The sequence below is a fragment of the Nonomuraea sp. B1E8 genome (assembly GCF_039871515.1).
Taxonomy (GTDB): Bacteria; Actinomycetota; Actinomycetes; order Streptosporangiales; family Streptosporangiaceae; genus Nonomuraea.
The window spans coordinates 68,018-86,702 of record NZ_JBDPLS010000006.1; the positions used below are offsets into that span (position 1 = coordinate 68,018).

Genomic DNA, 18,685 nt, shown 5'->3' on the forward strand with positions numbered 1-18,685 from the left:
CCCAGCGGCCTGGCACGGAAGGTGAGGCGTTGCGCTGGTTCTGGTGGCTGGGGGCGCCGGTCCTCGCCGGGATGTTGCTGGTCCTGGCGGCGCGCGACATCGTGCCCGCGTACACCGCCCAGTTCGGTTCCGGCGTCCCCGGCGTCTTCACCGCCACCGAGCAAGATTGCGGCGGCCGGACGTGTACGTGGGTGGGCTACTTCGTCGCCGACGACTCGCCGGTCCGGCGTCGCGTCACGCTGGCGACGGGCGACGGCCTAAAGCGGGTGGGCGACAGCGTTCCGGCCGAGGACACCGGCAACCCGTACATCGTCTATCCGGTGACCGGCTCCTCGGACTGGCTGCTGATCACCCTTCTCGGGACGGCGAGCGTCGTGGTGCTCGGCTTCTGGATCAGGGACGTGATCCGCGCACTCCGCCGGCCGTGAGGGCGCTGCCGCGTCACATTCCGCGGCGATGCGTCGTCGGACTGGTGGGATACCGTCCAGCCGCCACCGGCGGCCCAGCCGATCCGAGGAAAACATGTCCAGCAACAGAGCGACGTTCCAGCGCTTCCACGAGGCGGTCAACAGCGGCGACGCGGAGCTCATCGCGACGGTGATCGACGAGGTCGTCGACCCCGGCCTGATCTTCCACGCGCCGGTGCCGACGGACCTGCCGGGGCCGCAGGCGCTCAAGCAGGTGTGGGCGGTGCTTCTTCGCGGATTCCCCGACATGCGCGTCGAGGTCGAGGACGTGATCGCCGAAGGCGACAAGATCGTCTCCAGGAACACGGTCACCGGCACCCACCGGGGCGAGTTCAGGGGCCTTCCGCCGACCGGCCGGTCCGTCACGTACAACGAGATCTTCATTTTCCGCTTCGCCGGCGGCCGGATCGCCGAGATCTGGGGCGTCGTCGACCTCCTGACGCAGCTGAGGCAGCTCGGCGCCGTCCCGTCCTAGCCCGGCCGCAGGGCATCGGAATCCCGCTCGGCCTCGTCCACCAGAGTCGCCTCGATGAGCCGGGCGGTGGCCTCTATCTGCTCGGGCGGAAAATAGCCGGTGTCGCCGATCACCTGGTACGAGACGCCGCGGAACACGCTCAGGAACAGCCTGATCCGCTCGTTGTCGAATTTGCGGTGCCATGTGAAGGAGCTGTCCTGGAGGAGGTCTCGCGGCCTTGCTCCCTCGGGCCATTCCGGCCCTCTCTGGTCGCCGGCGACGGCCGCACCATGGGAGACCAGGTTCAAGGTGACCAGGTCCGGGATGACGTTCGGCTGATGTATCTCGTCCAACACGCCTTTGACGTCGTCGGGGTCGTACTGACTGCATTGGTAGGCCCTCAACGCCGCCTGGTGCGCCGAGCGGACCAGCTGGGGAAACGGTGCTCCCCCGTTCTCCAGCAGCACCGGGGTGTTCTGGCACAGGTACAGGAGTGACCGTTTGACCTCGGGGGCGAACCGGTTGCTCACCCGGAGCAGAACCGGAAGCGTGTCACGACCCGCGTATTCGGTCAGGACGCGCGCCGCCGCGGCCAGGAAGACCGATGTCTGGCTCACCCCGTGCCGGGCCGCCAGCAACTGCGACGCGTACGAGGACGCCTTGGACAGGTAGGAGCCCTGCCAGAACCGTGGCGTCGCCGGCTCAGCGCGTAGGGTGAACGCTTCATCCCCCAGCGGGCATGTGCTCAGCACCTTGCGCCAGTGGGCCGGCACCCGCGTGCGCAGGCGGGGTGCGAGCACTTCCCGCTCGTAACGGGCCTGCTCGATGGGCTGCCTGGTCACCGGCGGCAACGCACGCGCGCCGGCCAGCAGCGCCGCGAGCTCTTCCTGCAGCAGCAGACTGGCCCAGCCGTCGACGACCAGATGCGACAGGCAAAGGACGACGGTCCGCACCCGGTCTCCTGCCATGGCCAGGCCCACGCGCAAGGGCAGATCCACTTCCAGGTCGAAGCGCCTGGCGCCGAGACCGGACTGCGCGTCGGACAACCGGCGCACCGCGTCGGGCCCCGCGGCCAGGGTGACCGGTATGGCGCCCTGCCCTGCCATGGTCTGGACCGGCTGGCCGTCGTCGCCGCGGCGGAATGTGGTGCGCAGTGCGTCGTGCCTGGCGACCAGGGTGCGGAGCGCTGTCAGCACCCGGTCGACGGAAGACCCGCCGTCAGGCACGTCCAAGGTCAGCGTCACGTTGAGATGCTGGTCATCAGGGGTGAGGGCACGAATGTTGTTCCACATGCCCTTCTGCGCCCAGGCGAGCGGGCCGCTGCCGACCCGGCACTCCGAGAATTCCAGCGGCAGTGAGTCCATGTGCTCCACAAGGTCCACCGACATCAGCCGTATCTCCGTTCTGTCGTGCTGCCGCAGCGTGCATGAGGCCGCCGTGTTCGGGCGGGTATGGGTTCGTACGGCGCCGGGTGCCGGCCCTGTGAATGCGTCGTTCACCCGGGCGATCGGTCAGCGCCGTCGGCTGGGAGACATGAACGTCGGTGTGAGAACCGCGCCAGAAAATCAGTTTCCGCTGGACGAATAGTAGCGAGTTTGTGACTGCCAGAAAAGATATGCCAGACCCGCCAAAATCACCCCTACGGCAGGCGCGGCCACCGCGATCCACGGAAGGACCCACAGCTCGCCGGTCCGGCCGAGGAGAACGGCCGCCGGAAAGTAGGCGGCGAAAGCCAGCGGAAACACGGTGGTCAGGCTCCACCGCGCCACCGGCCCGAAGATTTTGATCGGGTAATTGCCGAAGCTGTTGAAGACGCTGTCGAGAGTGAGCATCATCTCGGTGGCGCCGTGCAGCCGGAACGCCAGGCTCGCCAGCACCAGTTGGAACGACATCTCGGTGAGCGCCCCGCCGACGAGCGCGGCGGCCAGCAGGAGGACGTTCACCGGAGTCCAGTCGACCCCCGAGCTCACCATACCGGCCGCCAGGATCGCCACACCGCCGACGAGATGGCCGATCGTCACGATGGTCATCCGACGTGTCATGAGTTGTATCAGCGGATTGAGTGGCCGGACAAGGTACCGGTCGAACTCCGCCGAGCGCACCACGTGGGTGATCTGGAACAGCGAGGCGAAAGGAATCACCCACAGGGCATGGGCCGTCAGGCGCATGCCATAGAGCAACAGGATCTCGCGGAAAGTCCAGCCGCCGAGATCCCCGAACCGGCTGAGAATCGTCGCGATGAACACGAGGCCCAGCGCCTGCACCGCGAGCCCACCGAGCATTCCGAAAAAGAAGTGCACGCGGTGCTGCATCTCCGCCCGTAACGCGGCACGGGCCAGAATCGCCCACATGCGCAGCGCCCGTATCAACGTGGTCACCCTCCCTGCACGACCATCCGGCGGATCGCCCGAGACCACACCAGGCGCGCGGCGAACCACAGGACCACGACCCACAACACCTGGACGGCCATCGCCATCACCACGTCGCCGCTGTGCATCCTGCCGAGATAGATCGCCGTCGGCGTGTGCATCACCGCTTGGAGCGGCAGGATCTCCACCACGATGCGCAGGGCGTCCGGCATGAACCACAGAGGCACCAACGCGCCGGACAAGAACTGCACCGCCATGCGGTAGACCAGGAAGAGCCCGTCGAGCTCCAGCGTCCAGAAGGTGATCAGCCCGACCAGGGCGGAGAGAATGGTGATGACACAGTAGCCGAGCGCCAGGCTGACAACGTAGGCGATGATCACCCCGGGTGACGAAGGCGGTTGTGCTCCACCGACGAAACCAGCGAAGGGCAGCGCCACCACCGCGAACGGCGCCATCGCCGCGGTGCGGCCGACCTGGCTTGCGACCACGTGGCCGAGGAAGTTCACCGGCCGCGTCAGATCGATCCCGACGAGCCCGTCCCTGACCCGTTCAGGAATCAGCGAGAAGACCCATGGGCTGAACAACCAGTTCTGCAGGTTGCCCAGCGTCAGGTACGTGATGGTCACCGAGAACGGCACCCCGTCGACCATGGTCCGGCCTGCGTAGATCGCCTCCCAGACAACCCGCAGGAGCAGGATCTGGAACAGGAGCCGCACAAGTCCCGCCACGTAATCGACGCGATACCGCATGACGGTGCGCGCCTGCATCCTGCCGATGGCCGCATACCCCGCGAGACTCGTCCGCATCTAGGAGGACCGTTCGCCGTAGATGTCGGCGACCACATCTTCGAGCTTCGGTCTGACGATGGACAGGTCCGTTACCTGGTGGACGGCGAGCACGTTGCCGATGAGGTCCGCGGCCGCGATGCGGGACGGGTCGAACGTCAGGGTGAGCAAACCGTCCTCCCATCGTGTTCGCCGCACGCCGGGAATTTCGACGTCGAACGTCGGCTCCGCCACATGCACGATCACGTCGTGGTAGGGCGCATGCTGTCTCTTCAGCTCGGCGACATCACCGTCATAGAGCACCTTTCCGCGGTCGATCAGGATGACGCGCGTGCACAGCTCCTCGACATCGTCAAGGTCATGAGTGGTGAGAATGACGGTCGTACCGACCTCACGATTGAGCTGACTCAGGAATTCACGGATGCGCCTCTTGGCGACGATGTCCAAACCGACGGTCGGCTCGTCAAGATAGAGAATCCGCGGCTCATAGAGCATCGCCGCCGCAAGGTCTCCGCGCATGCGCTGGCCCAGGGAGAGCTGCCGCACCGGCACGTCGATGAACTCATCGAGGCCGAGCATGCCGGCAAAGGTCTCGAGATTCGCCAGATATCTCTGACGAGGCACGTCGTAGAGCGTACGAACGAGTTCCAGCGAGTCGCGCAGCGGGAGGTCCCACCACAGCCCGGTGCGCTGCCCGAACACCACGCCGATCTGACGAGCGTTTCGCTCGCGCTCGCGCCACGGCACCACACCGGCGACTTCGACGGTGCCGGAGGTGGGCACCAGAATGCCGGTCAGCATCTTTATCGTCGTCGATTTGCCAGCGCCGTTGGGCCCAATGTAGCCGATGAGTTCCCCGGGTTCTATGCTGAAGTCGACGCCATCAACCGCTCTGGTCGACACATAATCGTTGCCGAACAGCGTGCGGAGTGCGGTGAAGCGCCCAGATTTCCGTTTGGACCGGCGAAACTCCTTCACCAACTCCCGCACTTTGATCGTCATGGCGCGCCATCATACAGGCGAGATCACCGGACCACGCCATGTCCCTGTGCACGCCGCGTCGAAGAAGCCGGGCGCGGGAGGCCGGTCCCCGGGCCTGCCGGCACGGTGTGCAAGTGAGGACAATCATCAGTTGCACGCCCGCTCGGAGAGGCAGGTCACGGCACCGCAGAAAGCCACGTGAGTTGTTTACCGACGATGCGGCCTATTGGCTCGGTCCAGAAGTCAGGCCTGTCACTTCTAGGATATTCTCGTTCGAAGTCTCGACACCCTCCGTCACATGTGTTCGGGGTGGCAGGGGCATTTCTCGGGCCATCACAAGAACAGGCCGACCGCATGCTTCAGACAAGATCCGAAGTTCTTGAGGTGCTCCAATGACTCGTTCCGCATGCGACGACACCGCAGGCCAGGCATTCTGCGACCTCCATCTGCACACCACGAACTCCGACGGCCTGATGTCACCGGAGGAGGTCATCGAACGGGCGGGGCGAGCGGCACTGCGGGTGATGAGCATCAGCGACCATTCCCGCACGACCTACGATCCCGGGCTGGAGGCCCTGGCGGCGGGGCACGGCATCATCCTGCTTCCCGGGCTCGAGATCAGCACGATGCGCCACGACCGCAAATATCACGTGCTGGGCTACGGCCACGGCGTGCTCGACGCCAAGGTGCAGGAGTTCGCCTTCCGGCCGACCGCGATCAAGAACGACGTCTATGGCCGGGTGCTGGCCGGCCTGCGCGCCACCGGCACGCCCCTCCCGCCCACCGAAGACATCCTCGCGGGCGTCCAGGAGGACGGACCTCCGCTGCATCCACGCAAATGGATGCTCAGTGCGACGCTCATCGGCCGGTATCTGGCACGCCCGCTCGCCGTGGATCCGGTCCAGGCGGCGGCCGTCGTCAGGGAACGGTACAACGCCCTGAAGAGCTCCGAACGGGACCGGTACGTGCCCACCGAGCGCGCCATCGCGATGGTCCGCGACGCCGGCGGAATCCCGGTGATAGCGCACCCCTTCTGGGAGTGCCACTCGGGCAGGAATTCATGGGATGGCGTGGTCGGCGACCTTCGCAGGTTCACGGCCGAAGGGCTCGCGGGCGTGGAGGTGAGCTCACGACACGACTCGCCCGCGGACGAGAACCGCCGACGGGAGACAGCACATCGGCTGCGCCTGGTTCCTTTCCGCAGCTCGGACTTCCACGGGAACGGCAAGACCGCGGTCGGGCAGTTCCCGATGCCCGTCGAGCACCTGCTCGAGGCGGCGGACCGCTGTGGTGTGGACATTCCCCTGCACTGGCCAGGAAAGGCAGATGACGGCGAATGAGGTTGTGCGGCATCAAGATCACCCACGACGGGGCCGTGGCGGTCGTCGAGGACGGCCGTCTCGTCATGTCCTGCGAGAGCGAGAAGATCGCCAACCGGCCTCGCTATTCGCGTATCGACGAACTTGGCGACGTGGAGGTTCTGCTCGGCGAATTCGGTTACTCGCTGGACGACATGGATCTCGTCGCCTTCGACGGCTGGCACGAGCCGTACAAAACCCGGCGGTGGCGCGGGATCGATGTCGAGGTCCGGCTGGGACCGTACGTGGAAGGCATCAGGTCGAAGACCCTCATCAACCCGGTCCGGGAAAGGACGCTCGACCTCGAGTATGTGACGTTCCCTCACTACGCGGGCCATGTCGCCGCCGCGTACTGCACGAGCCCGTTCGCGGTTGCGGCCGAGCCCGCCCTCATCCTGAGCTGGGACGGCTTGATGTATCCGTACCTGTACGACTGCCGCGGCGATCTCACGAAGCTGCGGACGGTCGGAGCTCTGTTCCCGCTCGTGGGCAACGCGTATTCGGTGCTTGCCGGGTCGTTCCCGCCGTTCGACCAACGGGCCTCGGGGTTCGAGAATCTCGGGCTGGCGGGCAAGATCATGGCGTACGCGGCGCTGGGTACGCCGAACCGTGCCGCGATGGCCACGCTGGACTCCGCTCTCAAGGAACGTCATGCCGCGTGCTGCCGCGAGTCACCGTTCGGGACAGACGACGCCTTCCGGTTCGAGGCGGGGGTGGCACAACTGGAGGCGCTGGCGCCGGCCATGCACCTCGCCGACGTCTCACCGGTCGACATGATCGCCTCCATCAGCCGTTATCTGGGTGACCGGCTGGTGGAGAGCCTCGATCGGGCGCTCCAGACGATTCCCGACCCGCCGCGCAACCTGTGCCTGACGGGCGGCACCGCGTTGAATATCAATTGGAACAGTCAGATTCGTGAAAGCGGATTGTTCGACCACGTCTGGGTCCCGCCCTTTCCCAATGACTCAGGAGTCGCGCTCGGCGTGGCCTGCTGTGCCATGGCTGTGGCGGAGGGACGGTCCCAGGTGGAGTGGGACGTCTACAGCGGGCAGCGGCTGGGTGCGTCGCCGGTTGATCCGGCGTGGAAACCATCTCCGTGCTCCCTGCCGCAGCTCGCCCGGCTCCTGGACGAGACCGGCGAACCTGTCGTCTTCCTCACCGGCAGGGCGGAGCTCGGGCCGCGCGCTCTCGGCCACCGGAGCATCCTCGCGCCGGCCACGGACAGAGCCATGCACGACCGCTTGAACGAGATGAAGGATCGCGAGGCCTACCGTCCCGTCGCACCCGTGTGCCTGGAGGACGCCGCACCCGAGATCTTCGATCCGGGAACCCCCGATCCTTACATGCTCTTCAGCCACCGCGTCCGGGATGTGTGGCGCGACCGTCTGCCTGCCATCTGTCACGTCGATGGAACCGCACGGCTGCAGACCGTCAACAAGGCGCAGTGCCCAGAGCTGGTGGAGCTTCTCACGGCATATCGCGAAGTCAGCGGCATGCCGGCGCTGTGCAACACCAGCGCGAATTTCAAGAACTGCGGCTTCTTCCCCGACGTTGCCAGCGCGATGAAGTGGGGGAAGGCGCCTTATATCTGGTCAGACGGGACGATCTATGAACACCCAGAAGTATCATCGTGAATCCCTGGAAACTACCTCACGCGCCGCTGTCAACCCGTCGACAGGTCAGGAGCCGGGCATGTCACCAGGGAAGGTGAGGTGGCCCCTCGACCTGGGGCTGCCCGACGCGACGACCTTTCCGAGCTCGGAGTTTCTGGAACTCACCGAACGCACGCTGGCGGAGTCCGAGCCGTCCCTGTTCTACGGCGGACCCGGCCGGGCCGGAATCGCGCGGGGACACGCCGGGCTGCGGTCGGCCCTGGCCGAGCGCATCGGCGCGGCTCCACCGAGTGCCGCCGGGATCGACGGCATCATGCTGACGTCGGGTGCCGCGCACGCCATCGAGCTCGTGTGGCGGGCGTTACTCCGCGACGGTGACGTGTTCGTGGTGGAAGCTCCCACATGGGGAGCCTCGATCCGGATCGGCCGCGCCCTCGGCGCCGAACCTCTCGCCATCCCGATGGACCGCGACGGAATGCGCGTCGACATCCTCGAACGCAGGCTCGGCGAGCTGAAGGCCGCGGGCCGCCGGTGCAGGCTGGTGTACGTCATCGCGGACTACAACACCCCTACGGGATGGTCGCTCTCGCTCTCCCGCCGCCGGCAGTTGCTGCGGCTCGCGGTCGAGTACGACTTCCTCGTCATCGAGGACCGCGTCTATGCCGAACTGCGGTACGACGGACCGCGGTTGCCGCCGATGTCGACGCTCGAAGGCAGCGACCGGCTGATCACCGTCGGAAGCTTCAGCAAGACGCTGGCCCCCGGGCTGCGCTGCGGATGGCTCAGCGCGAGACCGGATCTCGTCGATGTCGTGGCAGCCCCGCGAGAAGATCTCGGCTCAAGCCAGCTCACCGCCCGCATCCTTGAACACTTCGTGCGCAGCGGTCGGTACGACGAGCATCTGTCTCGAGTCACGCGAAGTTACCGAAGCAAGCGTGACACCGTCGTCGCGAGCCTGCGCGAGCACTGCGGCGACACGGTTCGCTTCGACGTGCCACACGGCGGCATGTTCCTCTGGATCGAGCTCGCCGGCCACGTCAAGGGAGATCTGGTCATGCACCACAGCGCTCAGGAAGGTGTGCTCTGCAGACCGGGCGATTCGTTCTTCGGTGACGGTGGAAACCACCAGCAGTGGTTCCGCATGGCCTTCACGATGGTGTCCGAGCCTGAACTGGTGCGCGGAGTCCGCGTGCTCGGCGAAGCCATCCAGAAAAGCACGTAGCGGCCACCTGCGCAGGGTGGCCCTCCCGCGTGAAGGTGCGCACCGCCGTCTCGCGAGACGGCGGTGCGCGCCTTCACGCGATGGACACGGTGCCGGCACCCTGATGGAGCCGGTCCGCCCTCTTTCGCCATTGTCCGGACGTCGAGCGGAATGCCGGCCGCAAATGTATCTGAATATCATCACACACATTCCTGGTAATTACCCTGCGTGCGCGTGCCCTTGCTGATCGGACACCGTTGTCACCATACTGGCCCATGGATAGAGTCGCATTGACCACCCATTGAGGAGGGCCGGATCGGAATGACCGAAAGCAGGGCCCGGGCGGACGAAGCTGTTGCCACCGGCACGGCGGACCGAGACGAAAGCTGTCCACACAACGGCGAGGTGATCCGCTCCATCGGCGAGCGGCCCGAGCTGTTCGAGGGAGAGGAATTCTGGAACAGCAATATCGTGAGATTCGACGCCGAGACGTATGTGGTGAGTCACCGTGCCATTCTGACGCTGGTGGTCGTGGCGAAATGCAATGCCGCGTGCAAGTTCTGCTCCAACGAGATCACATTCACCCCCGCCGGACCATACCTGAGCTGGGGACCTCAGCTGCGGCGCGTGAAAAGCTTCGCGTTGACCGCCGGCGTGCGGAAGGTCGCCTACACCGGCGGCGAGCCCACGCTCAGCCCTCAGAGGCTCCTTGACCTGACCCGGTCCGTGAATCCCGGCTTCGACAAGTCGCGGCTGCACACCAACGGCATCGGCCTGGGCAAGAGTGTCCAGACGCCCACCGGCCAGGCCACCCTTCTCGATGGGCTCATCAGCGCGGGACTGTCAGGCGTGTCGGTCAGCGTGGCACATTCCGATCCAGACCTGAATGCCGCGATCATGAGATTCGGCCCCTCGTGGAATGGCATGACGGATGCCGATCACCGGAATGTCACCCAACGCAGCTCAACGCATTTCACCCCACGGCTCAGTTGCGTCATGACGCCCGAGGGCGTCTCCACCGTTCCGGACATGTTCACCTACATGAAGTGGGGCCGCGAGCTCGGCTACCGCCGATTCATCTTCCGGTCCTGCTCGGAGATTCCCGAAGCGTTCCGCAAACCCACCGATTACTCGGCCTACAACGCGGAGGGCCATATTCCGATCGACTCGCTCGTGGCCGAGCTCGACCAGATGCCCGAGCTCGAGAAGACTTTCGTGCAGCGCAAGAGCGACTCAAAGGTCGACTGCTACCGCTGGGGCGATATCGACTTCGACGTCGACGAATCAAGCGAAGAGCCCAATCCGGACCGCAAGGTCAGACGCCTCAACGTCATGCCCAACGGTGTCTCATACGTGTGCTGGATAGACCCGCTGGCGGTGCTGTTCGAAGACGAGAGGCCCATCGCCGCCGCATCGATGAAGCGCGAGTTCGGCGGTCTCAAGATCCTTGACCAATCGTGAGCCGCCGGGTGCGCGTGGGCGTGATCGGCCTCGGGAGAGTCGCCCAACTCCACCATCTTCCGAACCTCGCCCAGTCCCGGCGGGCGGAGATCTCCGCCGTCTGCGACCTGTCCCCCGGCCTCGCCGCCGCCGTCGCGCACGAGTACGGTCTGCCCGCCCACGCCGTCGCGCCGTCCGCCGGCGACCTGGTGTCCCGCGACCTCGACGCGGTGTTGATCGCCAACCGGCACCACGCTCCCCTGGTCCAGCGTGCTCTCGAGGCGCGGTTGCACGTCATGGTCGAGAAGCCGGTGTGCTGGGGGATCGAGGAGGCGACCGCGCTGGAGAAGCTGGAGCGATCCTCCCAGGCGTCGGTGGTGGTCGGATACATGAAGCGGTACGACCCGTCATTTGCACGGCTCCTGGGCAGCGAGGCGGCACCCATATTCGTGCGCCTCCACGTCTTCGCCGGAGCGCGGCACAAACAGGAGAGACTCCACCCGCGCATCAAGGGTCACCACCTCACAGACCACGACGCCGAAGCCGAAAGCGCGGCGGTCGACCTACAGATCGCCACGACGCTCGGCGGCGATGCCGCCGCTCGTGTGGAGGACGTGCGAACCCTGACGGAGCTGGCTGTACACGACCTCAACCTCGGGCGCGCGCTGATCGGGCCGATCGGGGTCCGCGAGTCCTTCCGGTTCGACACGCCCTTCGGTCCCGGCTTCCTCGCCGTCATGCATGCGAGCGGCATTCCGGTGCACCTGGAAGTCGTCCCCGACTTCCAGACCGCGGGTGCTTGGGACGAGACTCTCACCGCCTTCTATCCCGGGGCGGCAACCGAGCTGCGGTTCGGATCCCCGTTCCTCCGTTCCGCGCCCACCGTCACCCACGAGCGGTGCACGGTCGGAACCGATGTGGTCAGGCGCGAGGTGATCACCTCGTATGACAGTGCTTACCGGCTTGAAGTCGAGCATTTCATCGACTGCGCGTTGGAGCTCGCGGCGTCACGTACCCCGATTTCCGACGCCGTGGCCGACCTGGCCCTCATCTATGAGATCGCGGCCACGCTGCGCGAGCTCTGAACGTTCGACTCGTTCCTTGGCGAGCATGAAGTGATGCGGCGGGCTGCGCGGAAACGCAGCACGATCCGACACGCCCCATCGCCTGGCCGGAGCACGTGAGGATGAGCACCTGATGACGCCTGCCCCACCGGAGACGACGACCTCCGCGGAGAACGCCCCATGGCTCGTCCTCGATGTCGACGACACCTTGGTCGACACGTACACGACAGGATGGGCGAAGTGCCAGGAGGTCGCGCGGGTTCTCGGGCTGGAGCCGCCCGACGAAAGGGTGTTCGCCGGCCACTACGGGCACATGAGTTTCGCGGAGTGCGTCCGGCGCCTCCACGCGGAAGTGGATCTCGCCCGCTACTCGTCAGCATACGACGCTCTCGCCGCCCGGTATCCGCCCGTGCCCTTGTGCGACGCGCGCCGGCTCGTACGAGCCGCGACCTCGGCCGGAATGCGCTGCGGCATCCTCACCAACGGCCCGGGCGTCAAGACCTGGCGTAAGCTCCGCGCGTGCGGGCTCGACGTGACCGCATTCGATTTTGTGGTGCACGGCGACAATGCGGCCGAGCCGAAGCCCAGCGTGCGCTCCTTCACCGCGTTGCGGGCCAGGGGGGTCGACCCGGGCAAGGCGTGGTACGTGACCGATTCGGCGGCGGAGTGGCGGGCGGCCGAAGCCGCCGGATTCCGGACCGTGGGCGTGTTCACCGGCCGGTCCGTCAGCTGCGGACACCTGCCCACGCTGCTGCTGCCCGGCAGCGCCGCCCTGCCGGACATCGCTCCTCTCCTCGCCGCGGTGACGGGACCGCCCTGCCCCGGACCGCCCGCCGCCGTCACGTTCGATGCGGGATTCACGCTGATCGAGCACGTCCGCGACCCTGCTCGCGTGGTACGTGACCAACTTGCCCGGTCAGGCACCGCCCTCCCGATGTCCGAGGTGAGTGCAGCCATGGCGAACGCGACCGGCGTTCTCAGGTCTGCGGACTCGTGGTGGGCGGATCCGTTCACCGCCGAGGCAACGCTTCGGCGCTTCTATGGGGATGTCCTGGCCGGGCTCGGCCACGCCTCGCCGTCCGGGGCGGCGAGTGTGCTCGACGCGTACACCGCCCCCGGCAACTGGCGCCCCGCGCCAGGTGCGCGAGAGATGCTCGCCGCGGTGCGAGGAGCCGGGCAGCGCATCGGGGTTCTGTCCAACTGGCAGCCCTCTCTCGTGGACGTCCTGGCCGCGACAGGGCTCGACACGTACGTGGACGTCGTCATCCCTTCGACGACCGCCGGCGTCGCCAAACCCTCCCCCGCGGCGTTCTTCAAGGCGGCGGACGCTCTCGGCGTGAGCGCGGAACGCCTGCTCCACGTCGGTGACCAGCTCGTTGACGATGTCTTGGGTGCGCTGCGCGCCGGCTGCCGGGCCGCCCTCGCCACACAGCCGCTGCGCGCGCTCTCCGCGGCGTTCCGCCTCACGGCCGGGTGACCCGCCGCCGGGGACTCTCGCCGACCGGTGACGCCTCCGCCGACGCCCGTTCCGGCGTCAGCGGAGCGGCTCCAACGCCGTCGCCAGTCGCTCAAGTCTCGCCGCCTCGTGAGGCGGTCGAATCCGGAGAATGACCAGATCAGCACCTGCCTCCGTGAGCCGAGCGACGTCCTTGACCATTCTTTCCGGCGCGGAGTCCTCTCCGTGAATGGTCGCCGAGGTGATGATCTCCGAGGGGTCACGGCCGAGCTGCGCGCAGCAGCGGAGCAGGAGCAGACGCTTGCGGGAGAAGTCCTCGACACGTCCGCCCGGATGGTTCCAGTGCTGCGCCCACCGCGCGGCGGTCGGCAGAGTCCGCCGCTCGCCACCGCCGCCGATGCAGAGAGGCGGGTGCGGTCGCTGTACGGGAGGAATGTCGCATCGTGCCTCCGTCAGCGTGAAGAAACTTCCGTGCGCGGAGACCGTGTGGCCGGAAAGAAGGCGAACCAGGGCTTCGCATCCTTCGTCGAGCCGGTCCGCGCGGGACGCAGGCGTGCCGAAGGGAACGCCCTGCGGAAGGTGATCCAGCTCGCGCCATCCCGCGCCGATGCCGAGTTCGAGCCGGCCCTCGGAAATCGTGTCGAACGTCAGGGCCATCTGTGCGAGCAGCGCCGGATGCCGGCGCGCGACCGCGAGGACCATTGTGCCCAGGCGGAGACGGCTCGTCGCCTGGGCCAGGGCCGCCATGACCGTCCATGTCTCGTAACACGGGCCTGACATGTCGACGGCGGCCGACGACGAATGATCGAACAGCCACCCGGATTCAAAGAATTCCATCTCGTCAGCGGCCTGGAACATTGCCAGCAGCCGCGGCCAGGACGACGGTTCATGAGAAAGGACGGGCATGAATGCGAATCGCATCAGCACATTGTATCCGGGGGTCGACCGGCGCCGGGCTCCACTTATTCTTGTTTACATATCCCGGCCCGTCTTGCAGAATCACGAGCATGTCCATACCAGGCGGGCCCGCGGTGGCCGCGGATTTGCGCATATCATTCAACCAGCTGACCGCGCGGGACCTTCCCCTGGCGACGGCCGCTCGTGCCGCGCGCGAATCCGGGTTCGACGGCTTCGGGGTTCTCCCGTCGGCGATCGCCGAGCACGGTGTGAATGGCGTACGGTCCGTGCTGGACGGAGAAGGGCTGCAGCCGACCAGTGTCTGCGCCTTCATAGGCCTCATAGATCCGAGCCCCGCGGTCCGTGCCGAGCGGATGGCGAAAGCCGAACGATGCCTGGCCCATGCCGCCGAGCTCGGTGTGCCACTCGTCGTGGTGGTCGGCGGCCCGCGCGCAACCCTCGGGCGAAGGGAGGCGTGGAATCAGGCGGCCGCCGCGGTCGACATGCTGCTGCGGCGAGCCGCACGAGAGGGAGCCGACCTGCTCGTCGAGCCGCTGCATCCCGTTCTGGTCAACGAGTCGGTCGCGACGTCCGTGGCGGACGCCCTCACGCTGGTCGAGCAGGGACAGACCGGGGGCATCGTCGTCGACACCTGGCACGTCTGGTGGGACTCGCGGCTACGCGAACACCTGCTGGAGGCAGGCAGCAGAACCCGGATCGTGCACCTGTCGGACTGGGCGGCCGGCCCCGCGGGAAACCTGGACCGCGCGCTTCCGGGCGATGGATGCGCCGACGTGCCGGCGATCTGCAGGGATCTGCTCACCGCCGGCTTCGATGGGTGGTGGGAGCTCGAAATCCTGTCCGAGACGTTGTGGGCGGGTGACCAGATCTCTCTGGTTCGCGCATCATACGCATCGGCGCTCAGGACCCTGGAGAAAGCGTTGTCCATGGCGGCGACAACGAACGAGCATGTGGAGTCCATGCAGTGAATTCGCAAAAGGCGATAGACGAGGCTGACAATATCCTGCAAGGCGCCGAGTTCACCCAGCAATCCTTCGCGCGGACGATGCGGCGCGAACTCATCGAACGGTTGGCCGAGTCCCATCGCACCGGAGTGCCGCTGCGTGTTTTCGCCGGCTACGACGCGAGCCGGCCGAACCTCCACCTGGGACACACCATCACGATGCGGAAGCTCCGCTTCTTTCAGGAGCTCGGGCACGACGTCATATTCCTGGTGGGCACGGTCACCGCTCAGATCGGAGATCCTTCGGATCGGCTGTACGAGCGGCCCCGGATCCCTCTCGACAAGGTCGTGAGCGCTGCCTCGACCTTCGTCGAGCAGATGTCGCTCGTTCTCGACCCGGATCGTACGACGGTCATGTACAACGGCGACTGGCTGAGCGACCTGCCCCTCTCTGACGTCCTGGCCGTCGCGTCGGCGTTCACCGTCCAGCAGGTGACCAGCCCGGCGGCCGTGAGAGACCGGATGAAGTCCAGCAAGCCGGTCGGTCTGCATGAGCTTCTCTACCCGCTCATGCAGGGCTACGACGCGCTCCACCTGCGGGCGGACGTCCAGCTCGGCACGGTCGGCCCGATCTTCAACATCCTGGCGGGCCGCCGGCTGCAGCGACTGTACGGGCAGCGGCCCTGCGTCGGCATCACCTACCCGACCCTGTGGGGGACGAAGGGCCACCGGCGGATGTCCAAGCGTGAAGGCACCCACATCGCCCTGGCCGAGAAGCCGAACGAACAGTTCGCGAAGGTGATGAGCATCGACGACGAGACGATGCGGCAATGGATCACTCTTGTCTCGTCGTGGCCGCCGGACGAAGTGCGCGCGCGGCTCGAACGCTGGAGGACGGGAGAGCTGCATCCCATGGCGTTGAAGCAGGACCTCGCCTTCGACATCGTACGCGTCTACCATGGCGAGGCGGCGGCGGCCAAGGCCAAGGAGAGTTTCTCACCCGGGCATCGCGGCGATCCCGACCCGTCGATGGCCGTGCCGCTGATCGCGGACCCCGGCGGAATACTGGATGTTCTCCACGCCACAGGCTCGGTCCCGTCCAGGCAGCAGGCGCGCCGGCTCCTCCTGTCCGGAGCCGTCCGGGTCAACGGCGGCAAGGTGTTCGAGGAGGATCACCAGGTCTCCACCGGAGACCTGATCAGTGTCGGACCCCGCCGTCTGTACGTTCTGCAGCCGGGTGAGACCCGGCCTTGAACGGGGCGTCGGCGAGCAGGCGCATCCCGATGGTTCGAGCCGCGTGGCGAGCGTCGGCGCCGGAGACGCCGGCGAAACACACGCGGACACTGGGCGACGGTGCGAGGAAGTCATCGCCCGGGCCTACCCGGATGCCGTCCGCGGCGAGCCGGCCGACGAAATCCTCCGTGGTCGTATGCGGGACGGGCAGGAGGAAGAACGGGGACCCGGCGACCGCGTCGGGACAGTACTCCGTGCCGGCAACCCGTACCAGCTCGTCGAGAAAGGCGCGGGAGGCCTCGGCCGTGGGCCGGACCGTGTGGTCGATGAGCATGTCCAGGCCGCCATGTGCCAGGAAGTAGGCCCAGCACCGTTGCCAGAACAGGCTGGGCCTGGCGTGCTGCCGCCGGGCCAGGTCGGCCATGCCCGTGCCACGGATCCATCCCAGCCCTGCCCCGCTGCCGGCCAGCTTGGACAGCGAACCGGTCATCCAGACACGGGCGGGCCGGCTCGCCCCCTTCCCGAACCAGCGGTATACCTCGTTGACCACGACCTGGCACGTCTGGGCGACGGCTTCGACGCGGCGCCAGCCGTCCGAGGTCAGGGTGGCGCCGTCCGGGTTCCGCCACGGATCGGTCAGCCAGACGACGCCGGCGGATCCCGTCCCGCCCTCATGCCGGCGCTCCAGGAGCTCGGCCCAGGGATGGAGGTTCACTTCCCGGCGGCAGGAACGGAGCACCGTAACCGTGCCGGTGAACGAGGGCTGTTCATGCGAGAAGCCCGCGCCGACCTGCGCGATGACCGACGCGCCGGCGCGTACGCCGCTTGTGATCAGCACGTCGTCGGGGTCCTCGCGCAGCAGGGCGCCGAGCACCTCACGAAGGCCGCGATCTCCCTGTGGCGGCGGCGGATGCCACGAGTCAGGCAGGCCGAGAACGTGGTCGGTGGCCTCTCGCCAGAGTCGCAGCCCGGCGGACGGCCACGTCGCCTGCGGCCCCGTGAGGTCGACGGGGTGCTCCGTCCCGCTCATTTCGCGCCCTCGTTCAAGCGCTGCCAGGGATCATCGACATGATAGACGGCAGGCACGAAATCGCCCAGGCGAGTACGGATGATGTCGCCGACAGGGGAACGGATCGCGGTGAGCTCCGCCGACAGTGACCGCTGGGGCCCGCGCACCGGAAGGAAAGAGGCGCCGACCGCCGCGCCGTCGTCCCCGCTGCGCAGGCGTTTCACCATCGCCGCGGGAATCAGGCGCACACACGTCCAGTTGACCAGCCTCGGCAGCCGCGGCCCCGGGCGGATCGCCCGTGATCTGACCTTGACCACGCGATGGCCCCAGTAATAGCGAGCTGCCGAAAGCGTGGTCACCGTGGCACGGGCGTAGGAGTGGCGCGCGCCAAGAGCGTAAGCGTGCCTGACGGTCGCCGCCCACCGCCGTTGCCACATCAGGGAAACCCGCGGCGCCGGAGTCTCCGCCCGTACGTTCCTCAGTCGCGGCGGCAGGACACTGTCACGGTAGAGCGGCCGTAGCGGGGTCGCGTCGAGTTCCCCGGCCATACGCTTGAAAAAGCCAAGGAGCTTGATCGCCTCAAGCTCGCGGAGCAGTTGATCCCAGTCCACCGATGGATTCCGAAGCGCCAGGGCGAAATCGTTGAGGTCCTTGGTGGTGATGTCGTGGTCACCGGCCGCGTTCGCGACGAGGAGCGGCATGTTCTGCTGAATGTCGTAGTAGCTGAGCCCGGGTTTCCGTTCGCCCGTTGCCAGCGGATGAAAACCGCAGTGCCGCACCGAATATCCACCGAAATGCAGATCAATGGTCGGACGGTTTTCGAGGGCGCCGTCATTGAGGTTGAACTGTCCATAGATCACGCCGGACTCCAGGGACCTCTTCACCCACGGCCATTCCAGGTTGTCGAAGTCGTAGCCGGCGTCCCGCAGGCGTGCGGTGAGCCTGACGGCGTCGTCCACGGTCGCGACCATCAGATCCAGGTCGCCGAGATCCCGCACCGTGCGCTCAGGGTAAGCGCCCTCGGCCGCCAGTCCCTTGATGGCCCAGACGCTGATCCCCAGTTCCCTGGCCTGTCGGTCCACCATCGGCAGAACCTCGTCCTTATGACGTTCGACCGCCTCGATCCGCGCCCGGGCCTCGGCGAAGCGCGCCTGGCCATGGAGGCCGCCGACGAGCCCGGCCCCGCTTCCCTTCAGTCGTTCCAGAACCAGCGAGGAGACCTTCTCGTCGATGAGCGCGTCCGACAGGAGAGCGACCGGCACGTCGCCGAGGCGGGCCAATGCCTCGTTATCCACAACCGAATCACCATAGACACCGGCGCTGCGAACGGCTGCTCTCGCGGCATGCATGGAATGCTTGCGCATGGAGGTCTCCAATTGACGCGTGCTAATATG

The 18,685-nt window shown here is 66.8% G+C and carries 17 protein-coding genes; 10 read left to right on the top strand and 7 right to left on the bottom strand.

What is annotated here, in order from left to right:
* Nucleotides 1-29 precede the first annotated feature (29 nt).
* A complete protein-coding gene (locus tag ABGA98_RS20980) occupies nucleotides 30-428 on the top strand; it encodes a hypothetical protein (RefSeq protein ID WP_347620048.1) in 399 nt (132 codons plus the stop codon).
* A gap of 94 nt (nucleotides 429-522) precedes the next feature.
* Complete coding sequence (locus ABGA98_RS20985; protein WP_347620049.1) at nucleotides 523-942, top strand: ester cyclase; 420 nt, start codon at nucleotides 523-525, stop codon at nucleotides 940-942.
* On the opposite strand, the gene ABGA98_RS20990 is transcribed toward ABGA98_RS20985, so the two are convergent.
* From ABGA98_RS20990 to ABGA98_RS21005, 4 genes are all read right to left on the bottom strand, one after another.
* On the bottom strand, nucleotides 939-2,309 hold the full coding sequence (locus tag ABGA98_RS20990; RefSeq protein WP_347620050.1) for a condensation domain-containing protein: 1,371 nt from the start codon (nucleotides 2,307-2,309) through the stop codon (nucleotides 939-941). The genes ABGA98_RS20985 and ABGA98_RS20990 overlap by 4 nt on opposite strands.
* 177 nt (nucleotides 2,310-2,486) lie before the next feature.
* On the bottom strand, nucleotides 2,487-3,299 hold the full coding sequence (locus tag ABGA98_RS20995; RefSeq protein WP_347620051.1) for an ABC-2 family transporter protein: 813 nt from the start codon (nucleotides 3,297-3,299) through the stop codon (nucleotides 2,487-2,489).
* Complete coding sequence (locus ABGA98_RS21000) at nucleotides 3,296-4,096, bottom strand: ABC-2 family transporter protein (protein ID WP_347620052.1); 801 nt, start codon at nucleotides 4,094-4,096, stop codon at nucleotides 3,296-3,298. The genes ABGA98_RS20995 and ABGA98_RS21000 overlap by 4 nt, the downstream gene beginning before the upstream one ends.
* Complete coding sequence (locus ABGA98_RS21005; protein WP_347620053.1) at nucleotides 4,097-5,077, bottom strand: ATP-binding cassette domain-containing protein; 981 nt, start codon at nucleotides 5,075-5,077, stop codon at nucleotides 4,097-4,099. It lies immediately after the preceding gene.
* Between the two features lie 371 nt (nucleotides 5,078-5,448).
* On the opposite strand from ABGA98_RS21005, the gene ABGA98_RS21010 reads away from it, so the two are divergent.
* The 6 genes from ABGA98_RS21010 (at nucleotide 5,449) to ABGA98_RS21035 (ending at nucleotide 13,209) form a co-directional block, all read left to right on the top strand.
* Nucleotides 5,449-6,396, top strand: coding sequence for a PHP domain-containing protein (locus ABGA98_RS21010; protein WP_347620054.1), 948 nt, complete (start codon nucleotides 5,449-5,451; stop codon nucleotides 6,394-6,396).
* Nucleotides 6,393-8,048, top strand: coding sequence for a carbamoyltransferase N-terminal domain-containing protein (locus ABGA98_RS21015; RefSeq protein WP_347620055.1), 1,656 nt, complete (start codon nucleotides 6,393-6,395; stop codon nucleotides 8,046-8,048). The genes ABGA98_RS21010 and ABGA98_RS21015 overlap by 4 nt, the downstream gene beginning before the upstream one ends.
* 58 nt (nucleotides 8,049-8,106) lie before the next feature.
* On the top strand, nucleotides 8,107-9,249 hold the full coding sequence (locus ABGA98_RS21020; protein WP_347620056.1) for a PLP-dependent aminotransferase family protein: 1,143 nt from the start codon (nucleotides 8,107-8,109) through the stop codon (nucleotides 9,247-9,249).
* Between the two features lie 300 nt (nucleotides 9,250-9,549).
* On the top strand, nucleotides 9,550-10,689 hold the full coding sequence (locus ABGA98_RS21025) for a radical SAM protein (RefSeq protein WP_347620057.1): 1,140 nt from the start codon (nucleotides 9,550-9,552) through the stop codon (nucleotides 10,687-10,689).
* Nucleotides 10,686-11,753 carry a Gfo/Idh/MocA family oxidoreductase gene (locus tag ABGA98_RS21030; RefSeq protein ID WP_347620058.1) on the top strand — a complete coding sequence of 356 codons (1,068 nt, stop codon included), beginning with the start codon at nucleotides 10,686-10,688 and terminating at the stop codon, nucleotides 11,751-11,753. Before ABGA98_RS21025 ends, ABGA98_RS21030 begins: the two co-directional genes overlap by 4 nt.
* A gap of 112 nt (nucleotides 11,754-11,865) precedes the next feature.
* Nucleotides 11,866-13,209, top strand: coding sequence for an HAD-IA family hydrolase (locus ABGA98_RS21035; protein WP_347620059.1), 1,344 nt, complete (start codon nucleotides 11,866-11,868; stop codon nucleotides 13,207-13,209).
* A gap of 57 nt (nucleotides 13,210-13,266) precedes the next feature.
* Here the strand turns inward: ABGA98_RS21035 and ABGA98_RS21040 are convergent, their stop codons facing one another.
* On the bottom strand, nucleotides 13,267-14,109 hold the full coding sequence (locus tag ABGA98_RS21040) for an LLM class flavin-dependent oxidoreductase (protein WP_347620060.1): 843 nt from the start codon (nucleotides 14,107-14,109) through the stop codon (nucleotides 13,267-13,269).
* An 86-nt stretch (nucleotides 14,110-14,195) separates the two neighbouring features.
* Between ABGA98_RS21040 and ABGA98_RS21045 the strand changes: the two genes are divergently transcribed.
* A complete protein-coding gene (locus tag ABGA98_RS21045; RefSeq protein WP_347620061.1) occupies nucleotides 14,196-15,074 on the top strand; it encodes a sugar phosphate isomerase/epimerase in 879 nt (292 codons plus the stop codon).
* Between the two features lie 77 nt (nucleotides 15,075-15,151).
* On the top strand, nucleotides 15,152-16,303 hold the full coding sequence (gene tyrS / locus ABGA98_RS21050; protein WP_347620062.1) for a tyrosine--tRNA ligase: 1,152 nt from the start codon (nucleotides 15,152-15,154) through the stop codon (nucleotides 16,301-16,303).
* Here the strand turns inward: tyrS and ABGA98_RS21055 are convergent.
* Nucleotides 16,248-17,312: an aminotransferase class I/II-fold pyridoxal phosphate-dependent enzyme gene (locus tag ABGA98_RS21055; protein ID WP_347620063.1), complete on the bottom strand. Its 1,065-nt coding sequence runs from the start codon at nucleotides 17,310-17,312 to the stop codon at nucleotides 16,248-16,250. The two genes, tyrS and ABGA98_RS21055, sit on opposite strands and share 56 nt — an antisense overlap.
* A complete protein-coding gene (locus ABGA98_RS21060; RefSeq protein WP_347620064.1) occupies nucleotides 17,309-18,655 on the bottom strand; it encodes a nucleotidyltransferase family protein in 1,347 nt (448 codons plus the stop codon). The genes ABGA98_RS21055 and ABGA98_RS21060 overlap by 4 nt, the downstream gene beginning before the upstream one ends.
* Nucleotides 18,656-18,685 lie beyond the last annotated feature (30 nt).

Excerpts from the sequence above, each read along its gene's own strand:
- ABGA98_RS21005 (WP_347620053.1), bottom strand. The coding sequence starts at position 5,077 with ATGACGATCAAAGTGCGGGAGTTGGTGAAGGAGTTTCGCCGGTCCAAA.
- ABGA98_RS21060 (WP_347620064.1), bottom strand. The coding sequence starts at position 18,655 with ATGCGCAAGCATTCCATGCATGCCGCGAGAGCAGCCGTTCGCAGCGCC.
- ABGA98_RS21015 (WP_347620055.1), top strand. The coding sequence starts at position 6,393 with ATGAGGTTGTGCGGCATCAAGATCACCCACGACGGGGCCGTGGCGGTC.
- ABGA98_RS20985 (WP_347620049.1), top strand. The coding sequence starts at position 523 with ATGTCCAGCAACAGAGCGACGTTCCAGCGCTTCCACGAGGCGGTCAAC.
- ABGA98_RS21020 (WP_347620056.1), top strand. The coding sequence starts at position 8,107 with ATGTCACCAGGGAAGGTGAGGTGGCCCCTCGACCTGGGGCTGCCCGAC.
- ABGA98_RS21035 (WP_347620059.1), top strand. The coding sequence starts at position 11,866 with ATGACGCCTGCCCCACCGGAGACGACGACCTCCGCGGAGAACGCCCCA.
- tyrS (WP_347620062.1), top strand. The coding sequence starts at position 15,152 with ATGCGGCGCGAACTCATCGAACGGTTGGCCGAGTCCCATCGCACCGGA.
- ABGA98_RS21010 (WP_347620054.1), top strand. The coding sequence starts at position 5,449 with ATGACTCGTTCCGCATGCGACGACACCGCAGGCCAGGCATTCTGCGAC.
- ABGA98_RS21040 (WP_347620060.1), bottom strand. The coding sequence starts at position 14,109 with ATGCGATTCGCATTCATGCCCGTCCTTTCTCATGAACCGTCGTCCTGG.
- ABGA98_RS21025 (WP_347620057.1), top strand. The coding sequence starts at position 9,550 with ATGACCGAAAGCAGGGCCCGGGCGGACGAAGCTGTTGCCACCGGCACG.
- ABGA98_RS21055 (WP_347620063.1), bottom strand. The coding sequence starts at position 17,312 with ATGAGCGGGACGGAGCACCCCGTCGACCTCACGGGGCCGCAGGCGACG.
- ABGA98_RS20990 (WP_347620050.1), bottom strand. The coding sequence starts at position 2,309 with ATGTCGGTGGACCTTGTGGAGCACATGGACTCACTGCCGCTGGAATTC.
- ABGA98_RS21000 (WP_347620052.1), bottom strand. The coding sequence starts at position 4,096 with ATGCGGACGAGTCTCGCGGGGTATGCGGCCATCGGCAGGATGCAGGCG.
- ABGA98_RS21045 (WP_347620061.1), top strand. The coding sequence starts at position 14,196 with ATGTCCATACCAGGCGGGCCCGCGGTGGCCGCGGATTTGCGCATATCA.